A 23,821-nucleotide genomic window follows, 5' to 3' on the forward strand; every position below is an offset into this window, starting at 1 on the left:
ATGCGCCTGCTCGCTGTGTTGATCAGCGCTGTGTTGCTGTGCTGCCAGATCGTGCAGGCGCAGGTCCGTACCTATGACGAAATGATCGCTGCCGGGGAGTTGAAAGTGGCGGTCTACAAGGACTTCGCCCCCTACAGTTTTGAAGACGCCGGCCAGCCTCGCGGGGTTGATGTCGAGCTCGCCGGAGCCTTGGCCAAAGCGCTGGGCGTGCGCCTGACGCTGATCTGGGCGCCCGCCGGCGAGAAGCTCGATGACGACCTGCGCGACTACATCTGGCGGGCCAGCCAGTTGCATGATCTGCAACTGGCCGACCTGATGATGCGCGTGCCGTATGACCGCGATTACGCGCAAAAACGTAACGAACTGGGTGAGCTGGAAAACGGCCATGTGGTGATGTTCGGGCCGTACCAGAACGAACAATGGCAGGTCGCCTATGATCGCCGCCGTCTCGACAAGGTAGGCAGCGTCGCCGTGTTCGAACACCATCCGATTGGCGTCGAAGTCGACAGCGTGCCGTCGTTCTACCTGACGTCGGTATTTAACGGCATGCTCGCCGGCAAAACCCACCACTATCCCGGTGTACCGCAAGCCTTCGCCGCGATGAAGGCCGGTGAAGTCGATGCGGTGATGGCCATGCGTGGCGAGATCGACTGGCAAGTTCACCAAGCCAACGATCCACAAGTGGCGCTGGCGCAAAACGCTTACCCGAACATGGGCAAGCAACTCTGGGAGATCGGCATGGCGGTGCATGAAAGCAACCGGCAACTGGCCTATGCCGTGGAAGAGGCGCTGGAGGGCTTGATCCGTGAAGGGGCGGTCAACACCATTTACGGTCATTACGGCCTGCGCTATGACGTGCCCGAGATGTACCAACCGTGAACTGGCGAGCGAGTTGCCTGTTGCTCTGCTGGTTGCCCCTGGCGGCGCACGCTGCCGGTATCGAACCGGGCAAAGACCCGGTGCCCTCGGTGATGTGGGCCTTCTACCACAAGCAGATGCTCGGCAATGCACCGTTCGTATTCGATGACCGGGTCAAGCTGCTGGCGCCGCCGTTCGCCGAAGATGCCCGGCAAGTGCCATTGGAAATCGACGCCCGGGCGTTCAAAGGCGAGGTGGTAAAAATCCTCGCTTGGGCGGAACTCAATCCGCTGCCGAAAATAGTCGATTTCCAACCGCTGGATCGCGTATTGCCGTGGCTGTCGATCCGCATCCGTATCGAACAAGCCACGCCGTTGCGCGCGGCGGTGCTGACCCGTGACGGCCTCTGGCATGTCGGCTCGACACTGATCGATGCGGCGGGCGGTGGTTGCACTGCGCCCAGCGTCGTGCGCACCGAGCCTGGCTGGGAAGAGCACATCGGCGAAGTACTGGGCGGTCGTTATCCACGCGGTGAGTTCAGCCGGGTGCGCTTGCAAGTGGCGCATCCGATGGACAACGGCATGGTCAGCGGCATCCCTGAATTCTTTATCAACCATGCTGAACTGCGCGACGGGAACGATCAGCTGCTGGCCCGACTGGAGCTGTTTCCCGCCGTCAGCGAGAACCCCAACCTGGCCTTCGACATCGAAGGGGCAGGGCAGACGCGCCTGGTGCTGCGCGACAACAGCGGCAATCAATTCGATGCGGCCATACCCTGACCCCAAGGAGCGCGTGATGCGCTGGATGCTGCTGTTGTTCATGAGCCTGAGCCTGCCGGTCCTGGCGGACCTCGACTATGTGCTCAAGCCCCGGCAAATCGCCGAAGACACCTGGCTGCTCGAAGGCAGCACCGACAATTTCGCCAAGGCCAACGGCGGCAACATCGTCAATACCGCGTTCATCGTCACTGACCGCGGGGTGGTGGTGATCGACACCGGGCCGTCCAGGCGCTACGGCGAAGCGATGCGCAAAGCCATCGCCGCGACCACTGATAAACCGGTGATTGAGGTGTTGCTGACCCATCACCACCCGGACCATGTGCTGGGCAACCAGGCCTTCAGCGACGTGCCAATCGGTGCGTTGGCCGGCACCACCGAGCTGTTGCATCGGCAGGGTGACGCCATGGCCGAAAATATGTATCGACTGGTGGGGGACTGGATGCGCGGCACCGAAGTGCTGCTGCCGACCCGGACGCTGGAGCCTGGCGTATTGAATTTTGGGAATCACGATCTGCGCCTGCTGAGCCTGGGTGGGCACACCGGTGCGGATCTGGCTATTCTCGACCAGAGAACCGGCGTGCTGTTTGCCGGGGACCTGGTGTTTTATCAAAGGGCGCTGACCACGCCCAACAGTCCGGGGCTGTCGGTGTGGCTGGCGGACATCGCCACGCTACAAGGCCTGCCGTGGACGCTGATCGTGCCCGGCCATGGACCGGTGGCCACGGACACAAAACCGTTCGAGCAAATGCGCGACTACCTCACCTGGCTCGATCAGCTCATGCGCGACGGCGCCGCCAATGGCAGTGACATGAGTGAGATGATCCGCAGCCCCATTCCCGAGCGGTTTGCTGGCATCAGCCTGAGTCGCTATGAGCTGATTCGCAGCGTCAGTCATCTGTATCCGCGCTATGAGCGCGCGCAGATGACCCGAGTCGATTCCACCGCAAACAAATGACCCACACACTTTTTTGTGGGAGCGAGCCTGCTCGCGAAAGCAGTGTGTCGATTGACAATAATCTTGCCTGACACGGCGCCTTCGCGAGCAGGCTCGCTCCCACAGGGGCCGGTGTCGACCTACATAACCGGTGTTCATCTGCTCCGACCCGCTACTAAGGAACTAGCAATCTCCACACTGCGGGCAATTGTTGCGAGGGCGGCGGCGCCCAAGAATCTGCACCAGACCGGGAAAATTTCCCGGGTATAACAAAAACCGCAGAGGCAGCCGTCATGACCCAACCCGCACGTCGCCAACCCTTCGTCTTGAGCCTGTTGCTCAGTGCCATGCTGTTGTCCGGCCAGGCATTGGCCGGCGTCACCGACCAGGACATTCTCCAGGACCCCAAGAACCCGGAGCAGATCGTCACCAACGGTCTGGGCGTCCAGGGTCAGCGCTACAGCCCGCTGGACACCCTCAACGTCAGTAACGTGAAGGACTTGCGCCCGGTCTGGGCGTTCTCCTTTGGCGGGGAAAAACAGCGCGGTCAGCAAGCACAGCCGATGATCAAGGACGGCGTGATGTACATGACCGGTTCCTACTCGCGGGTGTTCGCCGTGGATGCACGCACCGGCAAGAAACTCTGGCAATACGATGCGCGCCTGCCCGATGACATCCGTCCTTGCTGTGATGTGATCAACCGTGGCGTTGCGCTGTACGGCGACCTGGTGTTCTTCGGCACCCTCGACGCCAAGCTTGTGGCCCTGAACAAGGACACCGGTAAAGTGGTCTGGAGCAAGAAAGTTGCCGACCACAAAGAAGGTTATTCGATCAGCGCCGCGCCGCTGGTCATCAACGGCAAACTGATCACGGGCGTGGCCGGTGGCGAATTCGGCGTGGTCGGCAAGATCGAAGCCTACGACCCGAAAAACGGCGATCTGCTGTGGACCCGACCTACCGTCGAAGGCCACATGGGTTACACCTACAAGGACGGCAAAGCGGTAGAGAACGGTATCTCCGGCGGTGAAGCCGGCAAGACCTGGCCCGGCGATCTCTGGAAAACCGGCGGCGCGGCGCCTTGGCTCGGCGGTTACTACGACCCGGAAACCAACCTGCTGCTGTTCGGCACCGGCAACCCGGCGCCGTGGAACTCGCACCTGCGTCCTGGCGACAACCTCTACTCGTCGTCGCGCCTGGCGCTCAACCCGGACGACGGCACCATCAAATGGCACTTCCAGAGCACGCCTCACGACGGTTGGGACTATGACGGCGTGAACGAGCTGGTGTCGTTCAACTACACCGAAGGCGGCAAAGAAATCAAAGCCGCCGCCACCGCTGACCGTAACGGTTTCTTCTACGTGCTGGACCGCACCAACGGCAAATTCATCCGTGGCTTCCCGTTCGTGGACAAGATCACCTGGGCCACGGGCCTGGATAAAGAGGGCCGGCCGATCTACAACGAAGCCAGCCGCCCTGGCGCACCGGGCACCGAAGCCAAAGGCAGTTCGGTGTTCGTCGCCCCGGCGTTCCTCGGCGCGAAAAACTGGATGCCGATGGCCTACAACAAGGACACCGGACTGTTCTACGTGCCGTCCAACGAGTGGGGCATGGACATCTGGAACGAAGGCATCGCCTACAAGAAAGGCGCGGCGTTCCTCGGTGCAGGCTTCACCATCAAGCCGTTGAACGAAGACTACATCGGTGTGCTGCGTGCCATCGATCCGAAGACCGGCAAGGAAGTCTGGCGCCACAAGAACTTCGCGCCGCTGTGGGGCGGGGTGCTGACCACCAAGGGCAACCTGGTGTTCACTGGTACGCCGGAAGGTTTCCTGCAGGCGTTCAACGCCAAGACCGGCGAGAAAGTCTGGGAATTCCAGACCGGCTCCGGCGTCCTCGGCTCGCCTGTGACCTGGGAAATGGACGGCGAACAATACGTTTCGGTGCTGTCCGGCTGGGGTGGCGCCGTGCCGTTGTGGGGCGGCGAAGTAGCCAAGCGCATCAAGGACTTCAACCAGGGCGGGATGCTCTGGACCTTCAAGCTGCCCAAAGACCTCGTCGTGGCCAAACACTAACCCTGAATCCACTGCATTGATCGTTCCCACGCTCTGCGTGGGAATGCAGCCCGGGACGCTCTGCGTCCCAAGAGCCGAACGCGGAGCGTCCGTTGAGGCATTCCCACGCGGAGCGTGGGAACGATCAAGAACCGAGGCGTTTTCTACGACCAAATAACGAGAGTCCCCCTGCCAACGGCGCATTCGTCTGGCACGCGGGGCTCTCTACTATCGGTTCATCGCCTGTTTGCCCGACAGGCATCGACCCAGACAGAGGCCCACCATGATCTACGCACAACCCGGAACACCCGGCGCCGTCGTTACCTTCAAAGCGCGCTACGGCAATTTCATCGGCGGCGAGTTCGTTGCCCCGGTCAATGGCGAGTACTTCACCAACACCTCGCCGGTCACCGGTGAAGTCATCGCCGAATTCCCGCGTTCCAACGCCGCCGACATCGAAAAAGCCCTCGACGCTGCCCATGCGGCGGCGGATGCCTGGGGCAAGACCTCGGCCCAGGATCGCTCGTTGGTGCTGCTGAAAATCGCCGACCGTATCGAACAGAACCTGGAAATCCTCGCTGTCACCGAAACCTGGGACAACGGCAAGGCCGTGCGCGAGACCCTGAACGCCGACGTGCCGCTGGCCGCCGACCATTTCCGTTATTTCGCCGGCTGCATCCGCGCCCAAGAGGGCGGCGCCGCCGAGATCAACGAGCTGACCACCGCCTATCACTTCCACGAGCCGCTCGGCGTGGTCGGGCAGATCATCCCGTGGAACTTCCCGCTGCTGATGGCCGCCTGGAAACTCGCCCCGGCCCTGGCTGCCGGCAACTGCGTGGTGCTCAAACCCGCCGAACAGACACCGCTGTCGATCATGGTCTTCGCCGAGCTGATCGCCGACTTGCTGCCACCCGGCGTTTTGAACATCGTTCAGGGCTTCGGCCGTGAAGCGGGTGAGGCGCTGGCCACCAGCAAGCGCATCGCCAAGATTGCCTTCACCGGTTCCACGCCGATTGGCGCGCACATCATGAAATGCGCGGCCGAGAACATCATTCCAAGCACCGTCGAGCTGGGCGGCAAGTCGCCGAACATCTTCTTCGAAGACATCATGCAAGCCGAGCCGCAGTTCATCGAGAAGGCCGCTGAAGGCCTGGTGCTGGCGTTCTTCAACCAGGGTGAAGTCTGCACCTGTCCGTCCCGGGCCCTGGTGCAGGAGTCGATTTACGACGACTTCATGAAAGTGGTGATGACGAAGATCGTCAAGATCAAGCGCGGCAACCCGCTGGACACCGAAACCATGGTCGGCGCACAGGCGTCCGAGCAGCAATACGACAAGATCCTCTCGTACCTGAAAATTGCCCAGGAGGAGGGTGCCGAACTGCTCACCGGCGGCGCGGCCGAGCGTCTGGAGGGCGACTTGTCCAGCGGCTATTACATCCAGCCGACCCTGCTCAAGGGCCACAACAAAATGCGCGTGTTCCAGGAAGAAATCTTTGGCCCGGTGGTGGGTATCACCACCTTCAAGGACGAAGCCGAAGCTCTGGCGATTGCCAACGACAGCGAGTTCGGTCTCGGCGCCGGCCTGTGGACCCGCGACATCAACCGCGCCTACCGCATGGGCCGCGCGATCAAGGCCGGGCGGGTCTGGACCAACTGCTACCACCTGTACCCGGCGCATGCGGCGTTCGGTGGCTACAAGAAGTCCGGTGTCGGCCGTGAAAACCACAAGATGATGCTCGACCATTATCAGCAGACCAAAAACCTGCTGGTGAGCTATGACATCAACCCGATGGGCTTCTTCTGATCCCCTAGGCACACCGCAATCCCCTGTGGGAGCGAGCCTGCTCGCGAAGGCGGCCTGGCAGTCAACATCCATGTTGAATGTGCTGGCCTCTTCGCGAGCAGGCTCGCTCCCACATTGGTTTTTTGTGTGCCTGAAGACCCCCTACCAACGCACGCCGTGACCTCGTTCGAAAGTAGCATTCGGTCGTCTCGCGCCCCGTGCATTAATGGCTTTACCGGAATGTCCCGGCACAAGAAGAGGATTGACCCATGTGGAATAAACCCGCGTTTACCGATCTGCGCATTGGTTTTGAAGTGACGATGTATTTCGCCAACCGTTGATTGTCCACCCGGCCAGCCGTCGCGTTGGCCGGGCCTGCCTTCTGGAGCCTCCCATGCACATCCGCGTTCTCGGTTCCGCCGCTGGTGGCGGTTTTCCGCAATGGAACTGCAACTGCCGCCAATGCGCCGGGATGCGCAATGGCAGCCTGCGGGCGCAACGGCGCACGCAGTCGTCGATTGCCCTGAGCGACAACGGTGTGGAGTGGGTGCTGTGCAATGCGTCACCGGACATTCGCGCGCAGCTTGAAGGTTTCCCGGAGCTACAACCGGCCCGTCGCTTGCGCGATACGGCGATCGCCGCGGTCGTCCTGCTGGACAGCCAGATCGACCATTGCACCGGTCTGTTGAGCCTGCGCGAAGGCTGCCCGCATTCGGTCTGGTGCACGGAACGCGTGCATCAAGACCTGAGCAGTGGTTTTCCCTTATTCACCATGCTTGAGCACTGGAACGGCGGGTTGCACTGGCAACCGGTCGGGCTGGACCGTGAACCATTCCGCATCAAAGCCTGCGAACACCTGCAATTTCGCGCGATTCCCCTGGTGAGCAACGCGCCGCCGTACTCGCCCAATCGTGGCCATCCGCAACCGGGCGACACCATCGGTTTGTTTATCGAAGACCGGCGCAGCGGCGCCAGCGTGTTCTACGCCCCGGGCCTTGGGCAAATCGACGACGAAGTGCTGAGCTGGATGCAGCGCGCCGATTGCCTGCTGCTGGACGGCACCCTGTGGCGCGACGACGAGATGCGCGTGTGTGAAGTCGGCCAGAGCCTGGGCAGTGAAATGGGGCATCTACCGCAAAGCGGTCCTGGCGGGATGCTTGAAGTGCTGGAAGGGTTTACCCGTCAACGCAAAGTGCTGATCCACATTAACAACACCAATCCGATCCTCGATGAAGACTCGGCTGAGCGCGCGTTGCTGGCGCGGCGGGGGATTGAGGTGGCTTTTGATGGCATGAGTATTGAGCTGTAGCTCATGGCCTCTTCGCGGGCGAGCCTCGCTCCTGCAAGTTTTGTGTCGTGCGCTACTTCTGCAGTCGGCGAGACCTTGTAGGAGCGAGGCTTGCCCGCGAAGGTGTCAGCCGTAACACCGAGAAATCCGGAGAACCGCAATGACTGACCAACCCATGTCCCCCGCCGAGTTCGAGCAAGCCCTGCGCGCCAAAGGCGCCTACTACCACATCCACCACCCGTTCCACCAAGCCATGTACGCCGGCCGTGCTACCCGCGAGCAGATTCAGGGCTGGGTCGCCAATCGCTTCTACTACCAGGTGAACATCCCGCTCAAGGATGCCGCGATCCTCGCCAACTGCCCGGACCGCGACGTGCGCCGTGAATGGCTGCAACGCATCCTCGACCACGATGGCGTCCCCGGCAGCGAAGGCGGCATTGAAGCCTGGCTGCGTCTGGGTGAAGCGGTGGGGTTGGACCGTGAGCAAATCCTTTCTCAGGAATTGGTGCTGCCTGGCGTGCGCTTCGCGGTGGACGCCTACGTCAATTTCGCCCGTCGCGCCTGTTGGCAGGAAGCGGCCAGCAGTTCGCTCACCGAACTGTTCGCGCCGCAGATCCATCAGTCCCGACTCGACGCCTGGCCCACCCATTACCCGTGGATCGACCCGGCCGGTTACGACTATTTCCGCACGCGCCTGAGCCAGGCGCGGCGCGACGTCGAGCATGGTTTGCGCATCACCCTGGCGCACTACGTCACGGTCGAAGGCCAGCAACGCATGTTGGAGATTCTGCAGTTCAAGCTCGACGTGCTGTGGAGCATGCTCGATGCGATGAGCATGGCCTATGAGCTGGGTCGGCCGCCGTATCACACCGTCTCCAAGCAGAATGTCTGGCACCGGGGGATCGCCCTGTGAACCTGATCGAACAGCCACCCGGTCCGCCCTTGTGGTTATTGGCCGAGCTGACCTATCGCTGCCCGTTGCAATGCCCGTATTGCTCCAACCCGCTGGATTTCGCCCAGCAAGGCGAGGAATTGAGTACCGAAGAATGGATTCGGGTGTTCCGCGAAGCCCGGGAGATGGGCGCGGCGCAACTGGGTTTTTCTGGCGGTGAACCATTGGTGCGACAGGACCTGGCCGAGCTGATCAAAGCGGCGCGGGACATGGGTTATTACACCAACCTCATCACCTCGGGCATCGGCCTGACCGAGCAGAAAGTCCGCGACTTCAAGGTCGCCGGGCTGGACCACATCCAGATCAGCTTTCAGGCCGCCGACGAGCAGGTCAACAACATGCTCGCCGGCTCGCGCAAGGCTTTCGCCCAGAAGCTCGCCATGGCCCGAGCAGTCAAGGCCCAGGGTTACCCGATGGTGCTGAATTTCGTCACCCACCGGCACAACATCGACCAGATCGCGCAGATCATCGACCTGTGCCTGGAACTGGAAGCGGACTTCGTCGAGCTGGCCACGTGTCAGTTCTACGGCTGGGCCGAGCTCAACCGCGTCGGCCTGTTGCCGACCCGCGAGCAATTGCAGCGTGCCGAGCGCATCACCAACGAATACCGCGAGCGACTCGAGGCCCAAGGGCATCCCTGCAAGCTGATCTTCGTCACCCCGGACTACTACGAAGAGCGCCCCAAGACCTGCATGAACGGCTGGGCCAACCTGTTTCTCGACATCACCCCGGACGGCACGGCACTGCCTTGTCACAGCGCCCGCCAGTTACCGGTGGAGTTTCCCAACGTGCGCGAGCATAGCGTCTCGCACATCTGGACCGAATCCTTCGGCTTCAATCGCTTTCGTGGCGATGACTGGATGAAAGAGCCGTGCCGCTCCTGCGATGAGAAGCACAAGGATTTGGGTGGCTGTCGCTGCCAGGCGTTCATGCTGACCGGTGATGCCGAAAACGCCGACCCGGTGTGCAGCAAGTCGGCGCACCACGGGGTGATCCTCAAGGCCCGCGACGAAGCGGACGCGCCGGGGCAGGGCATGGAGCACCTTACGTTGCGTAACGAGAAAGCATCGCGGCTGATCTATCGCGGATAAACCAAGGACGACACAAATTCCCTGTAGGCGTGAGCCTGCTTGCGAAGAGGCCTGCACATTCAACATCTACATTGCCTGACCCACCGCTTTCGCGAGCAGGCTCGCTCCCACAGGGGATTTACGGTGAATACAATATCGGCCTGCTTGCTACCCATTGGTCTGATTGCATTCGCGTCGGGATGGGTTAGTGTGGTTCTACCTTCAAAACAATAAAAACAGGCTTTCCAATGAGCCAGAGTCTCAGCCAGCTGCGTAAATTCGTTTCGCCTGAAATCATCTTCGGTGCCGGTTGCCGGCATAACGTCGGCAACTGCGCCAAAACCTTTGGTGCGCGCAAGGTGCTGGTGGTCAGCGACCCCGGTGTGATTGCCGCCGGTTGGGTGGCCGATGTCGAAGCCAGCCTGCAAGCCCAGGGCATCGATTACTTTCTCTATAGCGACGTGTCACCCAACCCGCGGGTCGAGGAAGTCATGCTCGGCGCCGAGTTGTACAAGGAAAACCACTGCGATGTGATCGTTGCGGTCGGCGGTGGCAGCCCGATGGATTGCGGCAAAGGCATCGGCATCGTCGTCGCCCATGGGCGCAACATCCTTGAATTCGAAGGCGTCGACACCATTCGTGTGCCCAGCCCGCCGTTGATCCTGATTCCGACCACCGCCGGCACCTCGGCCGATGTCTCGCAATTCGTGATCATTTCCAACCAGCAAGAACGCATGAAGTTCTCCATCGTCAGCAAGGCCGTGGTGCCGGACGTGTCGCTGATCGACCCGGAAACCACCCTGAGCATGGACCCGTTCCTGTCGGCCTGTACCGGCATCGATGCGCTGGTGCATGCCATCGAAGCGTTCGTCTCCACCGGCCACGGGCCACTGACCGACCCGCACGCCCTGGAAGCGATGCGCCTGATCAACGGCAACCTGGTGCAGATGATCGCCAACCCGGGCGACATCGCCCTGCGCGAAAAAATCATGCTGGGCAGCATGCAGGCCGGCCTGGCGTTCTCCAACGCGATTCTGGGCGCGGTGCACGCGATGTCCCACAGCCTCGGCGGCTTCCTCGATTTGCCCCACGGCTTGTGTAACGCGGTATTGGTGGAACACGTGGTGGCGTTCAACTACAGCTCGGCGCCGGATCGCTTCAAGGTGATCGCCGAGACCCTCGGCATCGATTGCCGTGGCCTCAATCACCGGCAGATCAGCGGACGGCTGGTCGAGCACCTGATCGCCCTGAAACACGCGATCGGCTTCCATGAAACCCTGGGATTGCACGGGGTCAGCACCGCGGACATTCCGTTCCTGTCGCAACACGCCATGCACGACCCCTGCATCCTCACCAACCCGCGCGAATCCAGTCAGCGTGATGTCGAGGTCGTCTATGGCGAAGCCCTCTGACGAGCAGCAACGCGCGCTCGCCGGGCTACTGGGATTAGGCAGCCACTCGGCGCGCAAGAGCCATTACCCGGAACTCGCCGCACGGCTGGACGAGTTGGAAGCCGAGCGCAACCGCTACAAGTGGCTGTTCGAAAACGCCGTGCACGGGATCTTCCAGGCCAGCCTGCTGCAAGGCATGCGCGCCGCCAACCCGGCGCTGGCACGAATGCTCGGCTATCAGGACCCGCAAGAAGTGTTGTTTTCGCTGGCGGACCTGGCGAGCAACCTGTTTGTCGGCGGTGCCCGGGAGCTGGAGAACATCGGCGAAATCCTCCGCCACCAAGGCAGCCTCCACGGTTATGAAACCCAATTGCGGCGCAAGGACGGCAGCAGCCTCGACGTGTTGATGAACCTGTTGCTCAAACCCGATCAGGAAGGGCTGGTAGAGGGCTTTGTCGCCGACATCACCGAACGCAAAATCGCCCAGCAGCGCCTGCAACAACTCAATGACGAATTGGAGCAGCGGGTGACTGCGCGCACCGACGAACTGCTCGAAGCCAATCGCAACCTGCAACAGCAGATCACCCAGCGTAAACAGATCGCAGAAGCGTTGCGCGACGCCCGGGACGCCGCCGAAGCCGCCAACCGCAGCAAGGACAAATACCTCGCTGCCGCCAGCCATGACTTGCTGCAACCGCTCAACGCCGCCCGTTTGCTGATCTCGACGTTACGCGAGCGCAAATTGCCGGATGTCGAGCAGGTGCTGGTGGAGCGCACGCACCAGGCCCTGGAAGGCGCTGAAGATTTGCTCACCGATTTGCTCGACATCTCCCGACTCGATCAGGCCGCCGTCAAGCCGGACGTCGCGTTGTACCGCCTCGACGAATTGCTCGCGCCGCTGGTCTCGGAGTTCCAGTCGGTGGCCGAGGCCGCCGGGTTGAACTTGCGGGTGCACATGGGCGACTACGCCATTCACACCGACCTGCGCTTGATGACCCGAATCCTGCGCAACTTTCTCAGCAACGCCTGCCGATATACCGATGAGGGCTGCATTCTGCTGGGGGCCAGACGGCGCGGCAACATGCTGCGCCTGGAAGTGTGGGACACCGGGCGCGGGATCGCGGCGGACCGGCTGGACTCGATCTTCCTCGAATTCAATCAACTGGACGTCGGGCGCGCCGCTGACCGTAAGGGCGTGGGGCTCGGACTGGCGATTGTCGAGCGTATCGCCAAGATCCTCGGCTATAAAATCGGCGTACATTCGCGCCCGGGACGCGGTTCGATGTTCAGCATTGACGTGCCGATTTCCCATGAGATTCCGCTACCGATCAGTCTGGCCGCGCCGCAGCCGGGTACGGGTAACCCGTTGCCGGGCCGGCGCCTGCTGGTGCTGGACAACGAAGTGAGCATTCTGGAGAGCATGAACGCTCTGCTCGGGCAGTGGGGTTGCGAGGTGGTCATTGCCACGGATGAACACTCAGCGCTGGCGGCCTTGCAGGGGCGGGCGCCGGAACTGATTCTGGCGGACTACCACCTCGATCACGGGGTGGTGGGCTGTGATGTGGTGCGGCACTTGCGCGAGCATTTCAAACGGACGATTCCAGCGGTGATCATCACCGCCGACCGCACCGACCAATGTCGGCGCTCGTTGCAGAGACTCGACGCGCCGCTGCTGAACAAGCCGGTGAAACCCGGCAAGTTGCGTGCAGTGCTCAGTCAGATGTTGGGCTGATCAAGCGGGCGATAGTGCAGGCTGAAACCCAGTTCGGTGGATTGACCTTGCTCCAGCAGACGCAGCCCCGGCCGACCCGGCAAGTGGTGGGCGTTGACCGGATGGCTGACCGGTTCGATGCAGAAAAAACCCAGGCCCACCGGGCAGTAGAGCAGGTAGTTATCGCTGCCGGTGGCCTGGCATTCCAGTTCATAACCGAGCTCGGGTTGCTGGATCAGGCAATGACCGTCCCATTCGCAGAAACCGTTGTCGACCAGCGTGTCCGGTAGGGTTTTAAGCTGATGAAAGTCCCACTCGTCGGGCACGTCCATCCGTTCGGTCGGCAGTTTCGATTGATCGCATAACCAGACTTTTTCCGCTTGAGCCTTTAGTCGCGTGCCGGCGGTGCGCGGAAAGTACGGGTGCAGGCCGAGCCCATGCCACGCGGGGTGTTTGGCCAAGTGGGTGACGTGCAGATCGATACTCAATCGGCCCTCTTTCAGATGAAACCGCTGCCGGGCGCGATAGGCGAAGGGGGCAATGCTGTTGAGTTGCAGGATGACTTCGTCATGGGTCTGCGACATCACCTGCCACGGTTGTTGCCAGGCGCTGCCGTGAATCGGTAACGGATCGGTGAGGCTGTTGGGCGTCAAGGCGAGCCAGCCTTCGGGGCAGTCAAAACCTCCTTCGGCGATGCGGTTAGACCAGGGGACCAGGGGATAGCAGCCCAGTTTGCCCGGCAGACCGGTGTTCAGCGCATGGGCGTCGTTGTGACGCAGCAGCGGTTGCCCGGTACTGCGAACGGTCCAGTTGACAACGCTGCCGCCGAGTCCGGGGGCGAGGGTGAGGTGGGTGAGTTCGTCTTTGAGTTCGAGAATTTCTGGCGTCATGTAGACCCGCGATATTCAGGTTTTTCGGTAATGGGTGAACAGGCTGTTTGTAGGCGCCAGGCTTGCCGGCGAAGGCCCACTCAGGGACGCTTTCGCCGGCAAGCCTGGCTCCTGCAGAAAAGGTTTTACAACACCAAATTTGGCAACCACAGCGACAGCGCCGGAATGTAGGTCACGGCCAAAAGCACCAGGAACAGCACGGCATAGAACGGCAGCAGTGCCTTCACGGTTTTTTCGATACTGACTTTGCCCACGGCCGACCCCACAAACAATACCGCGCCCACCGGCGGCGTGATCAATCCGATCCCCAGGTTCACCAGCATGATCATGCCGAACTGCACCGGGTCCACGCCAATGCCCAGAATCACCGGCATCAGGATCGGCGTCAGGATCAGGATCAGCGGCGCCATGTCCATCACGGTGCCGAGCAACAGCAGCATGACGTTGATGCACATCAGAATCACGTAACGGTTGTCCGACAGGGTCAGGAACATCGTGGTGATCTTCGACGGAATCTGCATCAGCGTCATGATGTAGCCGAAGCTCGCCGCGAAGCCGATCAGGATCATCACGATCGAAATCGTCCGCACCGTGCGGTGCATCAGCTTCGGCAGTTCACTCCACTTGTAGTCGCGGTAGATGAACATGGTCACGAAGAACGACCACAGCACCGCAATCGCCGCCGATTCGGTGGCGGTGAAAATACCCGAGAGAATCCCGCCGAGGATGATGACCATCGCCATCAGGCCCCACATGGCTTCGCCGCAGATTTTCAGCGCCTGCTTCAAGGGGATGACTTCGCCCTTGGGGTAGTTGCGCTTTTTCGCGAAGATCAGGCACAGCACCATCAGGCACGCGCTCATCAGCAGCCCGGGGACGACGCCGGCCATGAACAGCGACGCAATCGACACCGTGCCGCCAGCGGCCAGTGAGTAGAGCACCGAGTTGTGGCTGGGCGGGGTCAGTAGCGCTTGCACCGAGCCGCTGACCGTGACGGCCGTGGCAAACTCCCGCGGGTAGCCGCGGCGTTCCATCTCAGGAATCAGCACCGAGCCGACCGAGGCGGTGTCCGCCACCGAAGAGCCGGAGATTGCGCCGAAGAAGGTCGACGCCATGATGTTGACCAGCGACAAGCCGCCACGGACAAACCCGACCAGCACACCGGCAAAGGCCACCAGCCTGCGGGACATGCCGCCCTCAGCCATGATCGCGCCGGCCAGTACGAAGAACGGAATCGCCAGCAACGAGAATTTGTTCACGCCGCCGGCGACCTGAATCATCAGCGCCTGGAACGGGATGTCGATCCACCACGCACCGATCAGGGCAGAAAGCCCCAGTGCGTAAGCGACCGGCATGCCGATCAGGATCAGTGCAATAAAACTGCCCAACAGAATCAACGCGTCCATTCAGGCAGCCCCTTCGCTTTCTTCAACCAGGTCGAAACGCACGACCCGACGGTTGCTCTGGTCACCGAGCAAGAGTTTTTCCAGAACAAAGATCAGCGTCAGCAACCCGCCAATCGGGATCGGCATGTAGGTGATGCCCACGCGCAGCGTCGGCATGGCGCTCATGAACTGGTTCCAGGTCGACAGGCAGAGCTTGGTGCCCCAGATAGTCATGAACAGGCAGATGGTCGCCATCAGCAGTTGCGAGACAATCGCCATCGCATTGCGCACTCCGGGGGGCATGCGGTCGGTGAGCATGGCCACGGCCATGTGCGCGCCGGCGCGGTAGCTGGCAGCGGCGCCGATGAAGGTGAAGACCATCATCAGCAAGATGGCGGTGGGCTCCGGCCAGCTTGAGCCGGTGCCGAGGACGTAACGGGCAAAGACGCCCCAGGGAATGATCAGGGAAATGGTCAGGACCGACAGACCGGCTACCCAGATGCAGGTCATGTAAATTTTGTCGTTGATGCGTAGCAGTAGATTCTTCATCGGGTTTCACCGTAACCGGGCGCGCACTGACATATACCCACGTCAATGGCGCCGGGCCTTTCATGAGGGCAAGGAGGGTTACTGAACGGCTTCGATGCGCTTGATCAGGTCGGCATAGGGTGCGCCGTATTTTTCGCGGATCGAGGCGGTTGCCTCATAGAAAGGTTTCTTGTCGACGGTGATGAACTTGACCCCGGCGGCCTTGAGTTTTTCTTCACTGCTGGCCGTCTTCGCATCCCACAAGATGCGTTCCTGCGCCTGTGCGGCTTTGGCGGCTTTCTTCACCAGCGTCTGCTGCTCGGGGGTGAGTTTTTCCCAGGTGATTTTCGACATCACGATAGGCTCGGGCAGGATCAGGTGGCCGGTCAAGCTGTAGAACTTGGCGTTTTGATAGTGGTTGTGCTCAAGCAGCGTTGGCGGGTTGTTTTCTGCGCCATCGATCACACCGGTCTGCAAGGCACTGAAGATTTCGCCAGTGTCCATCGCGATACCGTTACCGCCCATGGCGTTGATGGTTTCGATGAACATGGGGTTGCCCATTACGCGGATCTTCATGCCTTTGAGATCTTCGGGGTTGTTGACCGGTTTTTTGGTGTAGATGTTGCGAGTACCGCCATCCATCCAGGCCAGGGCAACCAGGCCAAACTCGGAATCGGTGATTTTGGCCAGGATCTCGTCGCCGACTTCACCGTCAATGACCTTGCGCATGTGCGCCTGGTCGCGGAACACGAACGGCATGTTGAACACGTTCACGTCCGGCACCACCGGCCCGACGATACCGAGGCTGACCCGCGCCATCTGAATGGCGCCGACCTGGGCTTGTTCAACCACTTCTTTTTCCGAGCCGAGCACACCGCCGGCGAACATCTTGAAGGTCAGGGCGCCGTTGCTGTCGGCCACCAGAGTTTTGCCCAGTTGCTCCTCGGCCACCACGGTCGGATAACCAGTGGGGTGGATGTCGGCGAACTTGATTTCCAGCGCCTGAGCGGCACTGCTGAGGGTGAAGGCCAAAGGAAGTGCAGCGGCGAGCAAGGTGCGTTTGAAGTCCATGGGGGTGTCTCCAGTTTGTTATTTTTTTTGTATTCAAGGCGCAAGGGTGTAGCAGAAGCGGTTAAAGCAGATCGTTGAACAGCGGTTCCGGTAAACCTTTGACGCCGGGATTGAGCGCAAACACGCCGCCGGCCAGTGATCGCGGGTCATCGTCGTCACCGGGGCGGATCGAGGTCACGAACAGCGTGTCCAGTCGACTGCCACCGAAGGCGCACATGGTGGGTTTTTTCACGGGCACGGCGAGGGAACGGTCCAGTCGACCGTCCGGGGTGAAGCGGTGAATCAGCCCGGCGTCGTTGGCGCAGATCCAGTAGCCGCCTTCAGCATCAACGGCGGCGCCGTCGGGGCGTCCGGGGAATTGATTCATGTCGACGAACAACCGCCGATTGGACGGCGTGCCGCTGTCGATGTCGTAATCGAAGGCCCAGATCTGCTGGACCAGGGGATGGGAATCAGACAGGTACATCGTCCGGCCGTCCGGGCTGAAGCCCAGGCCGTTGGGCACAATGAACCCGCCGAGTTGCGCTTCGAGCGGTCCGCGTTGCCCGGCGCTGTAGCGATACAACGTGCCATCGGCGGCGTTGGCGCCCATGTTCAGCACCATGCTGCCGGCCCAGAAACGGCCCTGACGATCACAGCGACCGTCGTTCAGGCGCATGTCGACGCGGGCATGATCGACGTGGGCCAGCAGTTCGCTGTCGAGGCTGCCGTCGTTGTGCGGCTGCAAATGGAAGAAGCCGCTTTCCATCCCGGCCACCCAACCGCGATCGCGGTGACGGGCGATGCAGGCGAGCATTTGTGGGGCTTTCCAGGCATTGACATGACCGCTGTCGGCGCTCCAGCGCTGCAATCCACCGGCAGGAATATCCACCCAGTACAGGGCGTTTTCCTCGGGGACCCAGACCGGGCTTTCTCCTACCGCGTTACGGGCATCAACAATCAATTCGGCTTGCATGGCAACTCATTCCCTTGGATTTTTGTTGTGGGGATCAAGTGAAGTCAGCGGTTTCAGTCACCGAACGGGCCGGACGCCACAAACGCGCCACCCTGGTAAACCATGCCCGGGTCGTCCGCCGCAGGCATCGGCTGCGCTTCGACTTTTTCGCGGAACACTTCAGAGCTGTCCTGCGGTGCATAGCCCAAGGCGGTCGCGAAACGGTTGTCCCACCAGACGTTCTTGTTGTCGGACATGCCGTACACCACGGTGTGCCCGACGTTCGGCGCGTACAGCGCGCGTTCGAGCAAGTGGGTCAGGTCGCCGAAACTCAGCCAGGTGCTCATCATTCTGCGGTTCTGCGGTTCCGGGAACGAGGAGCCGATGCGGATGCTGACGGTCTCGATGCCGTAGCGATCGAAATAGAAACTGGCCATGTCTTCGCCGTAGGACTTGGACAAGCCGTAATAGCTATCCGGGCGGCGAGGGCAGTGGGCGTCGATGATTTCGCCTTGCTTGTAGAAGCCGATGACGTGGTTGGAACTGGCGAAAATCACCCGTTTCACGCCATGGCGGCGTGCGGCCTCGTAGATGTGGAAGACCCCACAGATGTTGGCACCGAGGATCTCTTCAAACGAGTGCTCCGTCGAGACGCCGCCAAAGTGCAGGATCGCGTCCACCCCTTCGACCAGCTGGTGGACGGCCTGCTTGTCCGCCAGGTCGCATTTGACGACTTCTTCGCGGTCATCGGTGGCGGGGGACATGTCGGCGATGTCCGACAGGCGAATGACGTTGGCATAAGGGCGCAGGCTTTCGCGTAGCACTTTACCGAGGCCACCGGCGGCACCGGTCAGCAACAGGCGATTGAAAGGGGCTGTGGAAGTGGTGGTCATGGGAGTCCCTTGGGGCGCTATTATTGTTGTAGGTTGTCGTATGACTTTGTTGAAGTATCGTTAGGCTTTCCGAGTCTTGTCAACGCGACTTTGGTTGAAAATGACGGAGGGTCATTTCACACATCCCTGTGATAAGAGGATCTTCTGACCACAGGATTGATGTGAGCCCGCAAGGGATGTCTGCCTTACAGCAACGAAATCGGGTAGCTGATGAAAATGCGGTTTTCATCGAATTCATTGGTGCTGAAGCTCTTGCGGATGGTCGCGTTGCGCCATTTGACGTTGAGGTTCTTCAGCGGGCCGCTTTGCACGGTGTAGGCCAGTTCCGACTCGCGGCCCCACTCCTTGCCATCGGTGATCGTCCCGGTGTGCACGTTATCGCCGCTGATGTAGCGGTTCATCATCGTCAGGCCAGGGACGCCGAGGGCGACGAAGTTATAGTCGTGACGCAACTGCCAGGATTTTTCCTTGGCGTTGTCGTAGCTGGAGTTGTAGCTGTCGTTGGCCAGGGTGCCGCCGCTGGTGCCGTTGACCCGCATCCAGACGTCGTCGCCGCTGAGTTTTTGCAGGCCGACGTAGAAGGTGTTGCCGCCATATTTGGCCGAGAGCATGGCGAATGCGGTTTTGTTGTCGAGGTCGCCAGCGAAAGCGCTGCCGTCTTCCTTGCCGATGAAGTAACCGAGGTTGGCCCCCAGGGTCCAGTCGCCGATGGGCTGGCTGTGGCTCAGGTTGAAATATTGCTGCTGGTAAATGTCGCTGAGTCCCGAGTACCAGACGCCGACCTGGGTGCGCTTGTCGTTGAACGCGTATTCGCCGCCGCCGAAGTTGAAGCGGTCCGAAGTGAACGCGGCCTTGGTGTTCATGGACATGTCTTCCATGCTCGCATCGTTGCGCGGGCTGTTCTGGCGGAACTGGCCGCCGTAGAGCGTCAGGCCGCTGATCTCGGTGGACGTCACCTGGCCGCCACGGAAGGTTTGCGGCAGCGAGCGGCCGTCGTCGGAGCGCAGGATCGGCAGCACCGGCATCCATTCCCCGACCTTCACTTCGGTTTTGGAGATTTTGCCTTTGAGGGCCACGCCCATGCGGCCGAAATTGTCGGCCGGGCGGCCGTCGTCGTGGATCGGCAGCAGCTGGGTGCCGCCTGTGCCTTTGCCGCCGTCGAGTTTTTGCGAGTACAAGCCCAGCACATCCACACCGAAACCGACCGGGCCCGGGGTGAATCCGGACCTGGCGTCGAGGATGAAGTTTTGCGTCCATTCCTCAGCCTTGCCCTGGGGATAGGCCGGGTTGGTGTAATTGCGATTGATGTAGGCGTTACGCAGGTTCAACGTGGCTTTGGCGTCATCAACGAAACCTTCTGCATAGCTGGTCATCGGCAAGGCGAAGGCCAGGCCGCTGCAACCGATCAGGCTCAGGGTGGTGCGGCATACAAAGGTCGGGCGAGGGGTGCTGGCGAAGGAATTGCGGACGAGTTTGCTCACAGTGACGCTCCCTTGTTTCTTGTTGTTTTTATTTTTTGTCATACGTCGTCGTACAACATTGGGGCGATTATTTGCGGGGCTTTCAGGGATTGTCAATCAGAAGTTATACGATGACTTGCGCCGGTGTGCTCGAATCCCTGTGGGATCCGGTTCGGCTCACGATTGTCGGGGGCAAGGAGCCGAGGAGACACCGCTGCTGCCTCGGAGGCCGGTCGAAAGGAGCGCCAGTTTACCTGCGAGTGAAGTTTCGTTTTTCCCTTGTCGCCGCGAGCTAGAGCGGATGCTAGTCTTGGCCAACGCTGTTGTCAGGGAGCCCTCATGGGCAATCACAAGATCGAGATTCGTCGCAGTAACGTCGAGAAGATTTTGCTGGGGGCCGAAAAGGTCTTCGCCGAAAAAGGCTTCGGCGGCACCGCCATGGCCGACATTGCCGCCGAAGTGCAACTGCCGCGCTCCAACCTGCATTACTACTTCAGCACCAAAAGCGAGCTGTACAGCGCCGTGCTGTTGGGTTTGCTGGAAGTGTGGAAGCAGGACGCGCTGTGCTTCGAGATGTTTGATGATCCGCGCGTAGTGCTCAGCAGCTACATCCGCGCCAAGATGAACCACTCGCGCAGCCGGCCTTATGGGTCGAAAGTCTGGGCCAATGAAATCATCCACGGCGCCCCCACCCTGGGCGTAGCGCTGGACGCGAGCCTGTACGACTGGGCCAAGATGAAAGAAGCGAAAATCCGCCAGTGGGTGGACGACAAACGCATCCTGCCGGTGGAGCCTTCAAGCCTGCTGTACATGATCTGGGCGTCGACCCAGCATTACGCGGACTTTGATCATCAGGTGAATATCCTCAACGACCATCAGCCACTGTCGGACATGCAGTTCGAACGGGCGGTGCAGACGGTGACGAGTGTGATTTTGCGCGGGATCGGGTTGGAGCCTTGAGGTTTGCGGTGCGGCTGACGGCCTCTTCGCGGGCAAGCCTCGCGCCTACAGGGCCAGCGTCGATTAATTAATCGTGGATCGACACAAAACCTGTAGGAGCGAGGCTTGCCCGCGAAGACGCAGGCGAAGGCTCAGGCGACGCAGATCTCAAACGGCAACATGGTAGGGATTTCGTGGGTCATGATTCCAATCCAGAAACGGCTTGCCGTTCTCCATCGGCACCATCTCGATGCAATCCTCCACCGGGCAGGTGATCTGGCACAGGTTGCAGCCGACGCACTCATCATCAATCACTTCATACTTATGCGTTCCGTCCGCTTGCTTCAAACTGGCTACCGCCTGGTGCGAGGTATCTTCGCAAGCAATGTGGCAGCGTCCGCAGCCAATGCACGCGTCCTGATCAATCTTCGCAATCACTTGATAGTTGATGTCCAGGTACTTCCAGTCCGTGGTATTGCCCACTGCGCGACCGGAAAACTCCGGGATGCTGGCGTAACCCTGACTGTCCATCCAGCGTGACAGACCGTCCTTCATCTCCTCGACAATCCGGAAGCCATGCAGCATCGCCGCGGTGCACACCTGGACCGAGCCGCTGCCCAGGGCGATGAATTCCGCGGCATCACGCCAGCTGCCAATGCCGCCAATGCCGGAGATCGGCAAACCCTGAGTCTGCGGATCACGAGCGATTTCGGCGACCATGTTCAACGCAATCGGCTTCACTGCCGAACCGCAATAACCACCGTGGGTGCTTTGGCTGCCCACGGCGGGATTGGCGACCATGCGCTCCAGATTGACGCTGGTGATCGAGTTGATGGTGTTGATCAGCGACACCGCATCGGCCCCGCCGCGATGGGCCGCACGGGCGGCGACGCGAATGTCGGTGATGTTCGGCGTGAGCTTGACGATCACCGGCAGCGAGCAATAGGTCTTGCACCAACGGGTGACCTGCTCGACGTACTCCGGCACCTGGCCGACCGCCGCGCCCATGCCGCGTTCCGGCATGCCGTGGGGACAACCGAAGTTCAATTCGATGCCGTCGGCGCCGGTGGCTTCCACCAGCGGCAGGATGAACTTCCACGACTCTTCGACGCAGGGCACCATCAGCGACACGATCAGCGCGCGGTCCGGCCAGTCCTTTTTGACCTGGGTGATTTCCCGCAGGTTGATCTCCAGCGAGCGGTCGGTGATCAGCTCGATATTGTTGAAGCCCACCACTTCACGGTTGGCACCGAAGAGCGCGGAGTAACGCGACGACACGTTCACCGCTGCCGGGTCTTCACCCAGGGTTTTCCAGACCACGCCGCCCCAGCCAGCCTCGAAGGCACGAACCACGTTGTAGGCCTTGTCGGTCGGCGGCGCGGAGGCCAGCCAGAACGGATTCGGCGATTTGATGCCGGCGAAGACAATCGAAAGATCGGCCATTTACGCAGCCTCCACGTTGAGCATCAGTTGAGCGTTGATGGCCTCGGCCGCCCGTTTGCCATGCTGCACGGCTTGCACGGTGAGGTCCTGATCGAGGCTGGTGCAGTCGCCACCGGCATACACGCCGGGAATGCTGGTACGCAGCTGTTCATCGACCTGGATTCGATCACCCTGGCGTTTGAGTTCGCGTGCCAGCGGATCGGCGAGGGCGCTGGCGTCGAAGGCCTGGCCGATGGCTTTGAAGATCGCGTCGGCGGCCAGCTCGAAGGTTTCGCCGGTGGTTTGCAGACGACCGTCCACCAGGTGCGTGCGGGCGAAGCGCATGCCGCGCACGTTGCCTTGGTCATCGAGCAACACTTCTTCGGGTTGCGCCCACGTCAATAAGCGCACCTGATTGGCCTTGGCGATGTCCTGCTCGTGACCGGTGGCGCCCATTTCCTCGACACCACGGCGGTACACCAGATTCACGTCGTGAGCGCCGAGGCGGGCCATTTGCACGGCCATGTCGATGGCCGTATTGCCGGCGCCGAGGACGATGCAATGATCGGCCAGCGGCAGTTGGCTCAGGTCATCGGCCTGACGCAGTTCTCGGATGTAATCGGTGGCAGCGAGCAGGCCGGGGGCGTCTTCGTGAGGCAAACCGAGTTGCTTGCTGGCGGCCAGGCCGAGGCCAAGGAACACCGCGTCGAATTGCTGATGCAGTTCGCTGAGTGTCAGGTTTTCGCCGAGTTTCTGGCCGTGACGGATTTCGATGCCGCCAATCTGCAGCAGGAACTCAAGCTCCTTCTGCGCATAGTCATCCACCAGTTTGTACTTGGCGATCCCGTATTCGTTGAGGCCGCCAGCCTTTTCCCGTGCTTCGAAAATCACCACGTCGTGGCCATGCATCGCACTGCGGTGAGCGCAGGACAACCCGGCCGGGCCGGCACCGACCACAGCGATGCGTTTGCCGGTGGTGGCGGCGCGCTGGAAGGGGTGTTCGCTGAAGTGCGCGTTGTCGACGGCGTAACGTTGCAACAGGCCGATCAATACCGGTGCGCACTCGTGGTCGTTGTTGCGCACGCAGGCTTGCTGGCAGAGGATTTCCGTCGGGCACACCCGTGCGCAGCTGCCGCCGAGGATGTTCGCCGAGAGGATTTTCTGCGCGGCGCCCTGGACGTTGTCCTGATGGATATTGCGGATGAATGACGGGATATCGATCTCGCTCGGGCAGGCATTCACGCACGGCGCGTCGTAGCAATACAGGCAGCGCGAAGCTTCCAGATGCGCCTGACGGTCGTTGAGTGGCGGTGCCAGGTCGGTGAAGTGGCCGGCGAGGGCGGCCGCATTCTCATAGGGATGCGGGAGGTGGTTCAGGGACTTGATCACGGTGTTGGCCTCACGGTTATTGAGGTACTGCCTCTGATGGGCATTGGTTTTGTGTTGTCGCTGCCGGCCTCTTTGCGGGCTAGCCTCGCTCCT

General features: G+C 61.0%; 21 protein-coding genes. 12 read left to right on the forward strand and 9 right to left on the reverse strand.

The features are described from left to right. The 11 genes from BLU63_RS25030 (at nt 1) to BLU63_RS25085 (ending at nt 12,838) form a co-directional block, all read left to right on the forward strand. Nucleotides 1-879, forward strand: coding sequence for a substrate-binding periplasmic protein (locus BLU63_RS25030; RefSeq protein ID WP_083376517.1), 879 nt, complete (start codon nt 1-3; stop codon nt 877-879). Then, nucleotides 876-1,637 carry a quinoprotein dehydrogenase-associated SoxYZ-like carrier gene (locus BLU63_RS25035; protein WP_010455133.1) on the forward strand — a complete coding sequence of 254 codons (762 nt, stop codon included), beginning with the start codon at nt 876-878 and terminating at the stop codon, nt 1,635-1,637. Before BLU63_RS25030 ends, BLU63_RS25035 begins: the two co-directional genes overlap by 4 nt. Before the next feature lie 16 nt (nt 1,638-1,653). Beyond that, nucleotides 1,654-2,592: a quinoprotein relay system zinc metallohydrolase 1 gene (locus BLU63_RS25040; protein WP_083376518.1), complete on the forward strand. Its 939-nt coding sequence runs from the start codon at nt 1,654-1,656 to the stop codon at nt 2,590-2,592. Nucleotides 2,593-2,864: 272 nt separating this feature from the next. Next, nucleotides 2,865-4,643 carry a PQQ-dependent methanol/ethanol family dehydrogenase gene (locus BLU63_RS25045; RefSeq protein WP_010455128.1) on the forward strand — a complete coding sequence of 593 codons (1,779 nt, stop codon included), beginning with the start codon at nt 2,865-2,867 and terminating at the stop codon, nt 4,641-4,643. Between the two features lie 262 nt (nt 4,644-4,905). Beyond that, nucleotides 4,906-6,426, forward strand: a complete 1,521-nt coding sequence (gene exaC / locus BLU63_RS25050; protein WP_010455125.1) for an acetaldehyde dehydrogenase ExaC — start codon at nt 4,906-4,908, stop codon at nt 6,424-6,426. A gap of 248 nt (nt 6,427-6,674) precedes the next feature. Beyond that, on the forward strand, nt 6,675-6,746 hold the full coding sequence (gene pqqA, locus BLU63_RS25055) for a pyrroloquinoline quinone precursor peptide PqqA (RefSeq protein WP_010455123.1): 72 nt from the start codon (nt 6,675-6,677) through the stop codon (nt 6,744-6,746). Nucleotides 6,747-6,799: 53 nt separating this feature from the next. Beyond that, complete coding sequence (gene pqqB / locus BLU63_RS25060; protein ID WP_083376519.1) at nt 6,800-7,714, forward strand: pyrroloquinoline quinone biosynthesis protein PqqB; 915 nt, start codon at nt 6,800-6,802, stop codon at nt 7,712-7,714. Nucleotides 7,715-7,853: 139 nt separating this feature from the next. Next, nucleotides 7,854-8,606, forward strand: coding sequence for a pyrroloquinoline-quinone synthase PqqC (pqqC, locus tag BLU63_RS25065; protein ID WP_083376520.1), 753 nt, complete (start codon nt 7,854-7,856; stop codon nt 8,604-8,606). Then, on the forward strand, nt 8,603-9,736 hold the full coding sequence (gene pqqE / locus BLU63_RS25070) for a pyrroloquinoline quinone biosynthesis protein PqqE (RefSeq protein ID WP_010455116.1): 1,134 nt from the start codon (nt 8,603-8,605) through the stop codon (nt 9,734-9,736). Before pqqC ends, pqqE begins: the two co-directional genes overlap by 4 nt. Before the next feature lie 227 nt (nt 9,737-9,963). Then, the gene (ercA, locus tag BLU63_RS25080) at nt 9,964-11,127 is read left to right on the forward strand and encodes an alcohol dehydrogenase-like regulatory protein ErcA (protein ID WP_010455114.1); all 1,164 of its coding nucleotides are present in this window, start codon (nt 9,964-9,966) and stop codon (nt 11,125-11,127) included. Next, nucleotides 11,111-12,838, forward strand: a complete 1,728-nt coding sequence (locus BLU63_RS25085) for a hybrid sensor histidine kinase/response regulator (protein ID WP_083376521.1) — start codon at nt 11,111-11,113, stop codon at nt 12,836-12,838. The genes ercA and BLU63_RS25085 overlap by 17 nt, the downstream gene beginning before the upstream one ends. Here the strand turns inward: BLU63_RS25085 and BLU63_RS25090 are convergent. The 7 genes from BLU63_RS25090 to BLU63_RS25120 form a co-directional block, all read right to left on the reverse strand. After that, nucleotides 12,823-13,707: an aldose 1-epimerase gene (locus BLU63_RS25090; protein ID WP_083376522.1), complete on the reverse strand. Its 885-nt coding sequence runs from the start codon at nt 13,705-13,707 to the stop codon at nt 12,823-12,825. The two genes, BLU63_RS25085 and BLU63_RS25090, sit on opposite strands and share 16 nt — an antisense overlap. Nucleotides 13,708-13,832: 125 nt before the next feature. Continuing rightward, on the reverse strand, nt 13,833-15,113 hold the full coding sequence (locus BLU63_RS25095) for a TRAP transporter large permease (protein WP_010455107.1): 1,281 nt from the start codon (nt 15,111-15,113) through the stop codon (nt 13,833-13,835). Then, nucleotides 15,114-15,641 carry a TRAP transporter small permease gene (locus BLU63_RS25100; RefSeq protein ID WP_010455106.1) on the reverse strand — a complete coding sequence of 176 codons (528 nt, stop codon included), beginning with the start codon at nt 15,639-15,641 and terminating at the stop codon, nt 15,114-15,116. It abuts the gene before it with no gap. Nucleotides 15,642-15,719: 78 nt separating this feature from the next. Then, nucleotides 15,720-16,691: a TRAP transporter substrate-binding protein gene (locus BLU63_RS25105; protein ID WP_010455104.1), complete on the reverse strand. Its 972-nt coding sequence runs from the start codon at nt 16,689-16,691 to the stop codon at nt 15,720-15,722. Between the two features lie 61 nt (nt 16,692-16,752). Continuing rightward, nucleotides 16,753-17,646: an SMP-30/gluconolactonase/LRE family protein gene (locus BLU63_RS25110; RefSeq protein ID WP_083376523.1), complete on the reverse strand. Its 894-nt coding sequence runs from the start codon at nt 17,644-17,646 to the stop codon at nt 16,753-16,755. A 53-nt stretch (nt 17,647-17,699) separates the two neighbouring features. After that, the gene (locus tag BLU63_RS25115; protein WP_010455099.1) at nt 17,700-18,518 is read right to left on the reverse strand and encodes an NAD-dependent epimerase/dehydratase family protein; all 819 of its coding nucleotides are present in this window, start codon (nt 18,516-18,518) and stop codon (nt 17,700-17,702) included. Nucleotides 18,519-18,703: 185 nt separating this feature from the next. Continuing rightward, entirely contained in the window at nt 18,704-19,999 is a 1,296-nt protein-coding gene (locus tag BLU63_RS25120; RefSeq protein WP_083376524.1) for an OprD family porin, read from the reverse strand. 318 nt (nt 20,000-20,317) lie between these two features. On the opposite strand from BLU63_RS25120, the gene BLU63_RS25125 reads away from it, so the two are divergent. After that, the gene (locus BLU63_RS25125; RefSeq protein WP_010455096.1) at nt 20,318-20,938 is read left to right on the forward strand and encodes a TetR/AcrR family transcriptional regulator; all 621 of its coding nucleotides are present in this window, start codon (nt 20,318-20,320) and stop codon (nt 20,936-20,938) included. Between the two features lie 147 nt (nt 20,939-21,085). On the opposite strand, the gene preA is transcribed toward BLU63_RS25125, so the two are convergent. Both preA and BLU63_RS25135 read right to left on the reverse strand, forming a co-directional pair. Then, nucleotides 21,086-22,360 carry an NAD-dependent dihydropyrimidine dehydrogenase subunit PreA gene (gene preA / locus BLU63_RS25130; protein WP_010455094.1) on the reverse strand — a complete coding sequence of 425 codons (1,275 nt, stop codon included), beginning with the start codon at nt 22,358-22,360 and terminating at the stop codon, nt 21,086-21,088. After that, nucleotides 22,361-23,728 carry an NAD(P)-dependent oxidoreductase gene (locus tag BLU63_RS25135; RefSeq protein ID WP_077749282.1) on the reverse strand — a complete coding sequence of 456 codons (1,368 nt, stop codon included), beginning with the start codon at nt 23,726-23,728 and terminating at the stop codon, nt 22,361-22,363. Between the last annotated feature and the right edge of the window lie 93 nt (nt 23,729-23,821).

This window comes from Pseudomonas mandelii, assembly GCF_900106065.1.
GTDB classification, from domain to species: Bacteria; Pseudomonadota; Gammaproteobacteria; order Pseudomonadales; family Pseudomonadaceae; genus Aquipseudomonas; species Aquipseudomonas mandelii.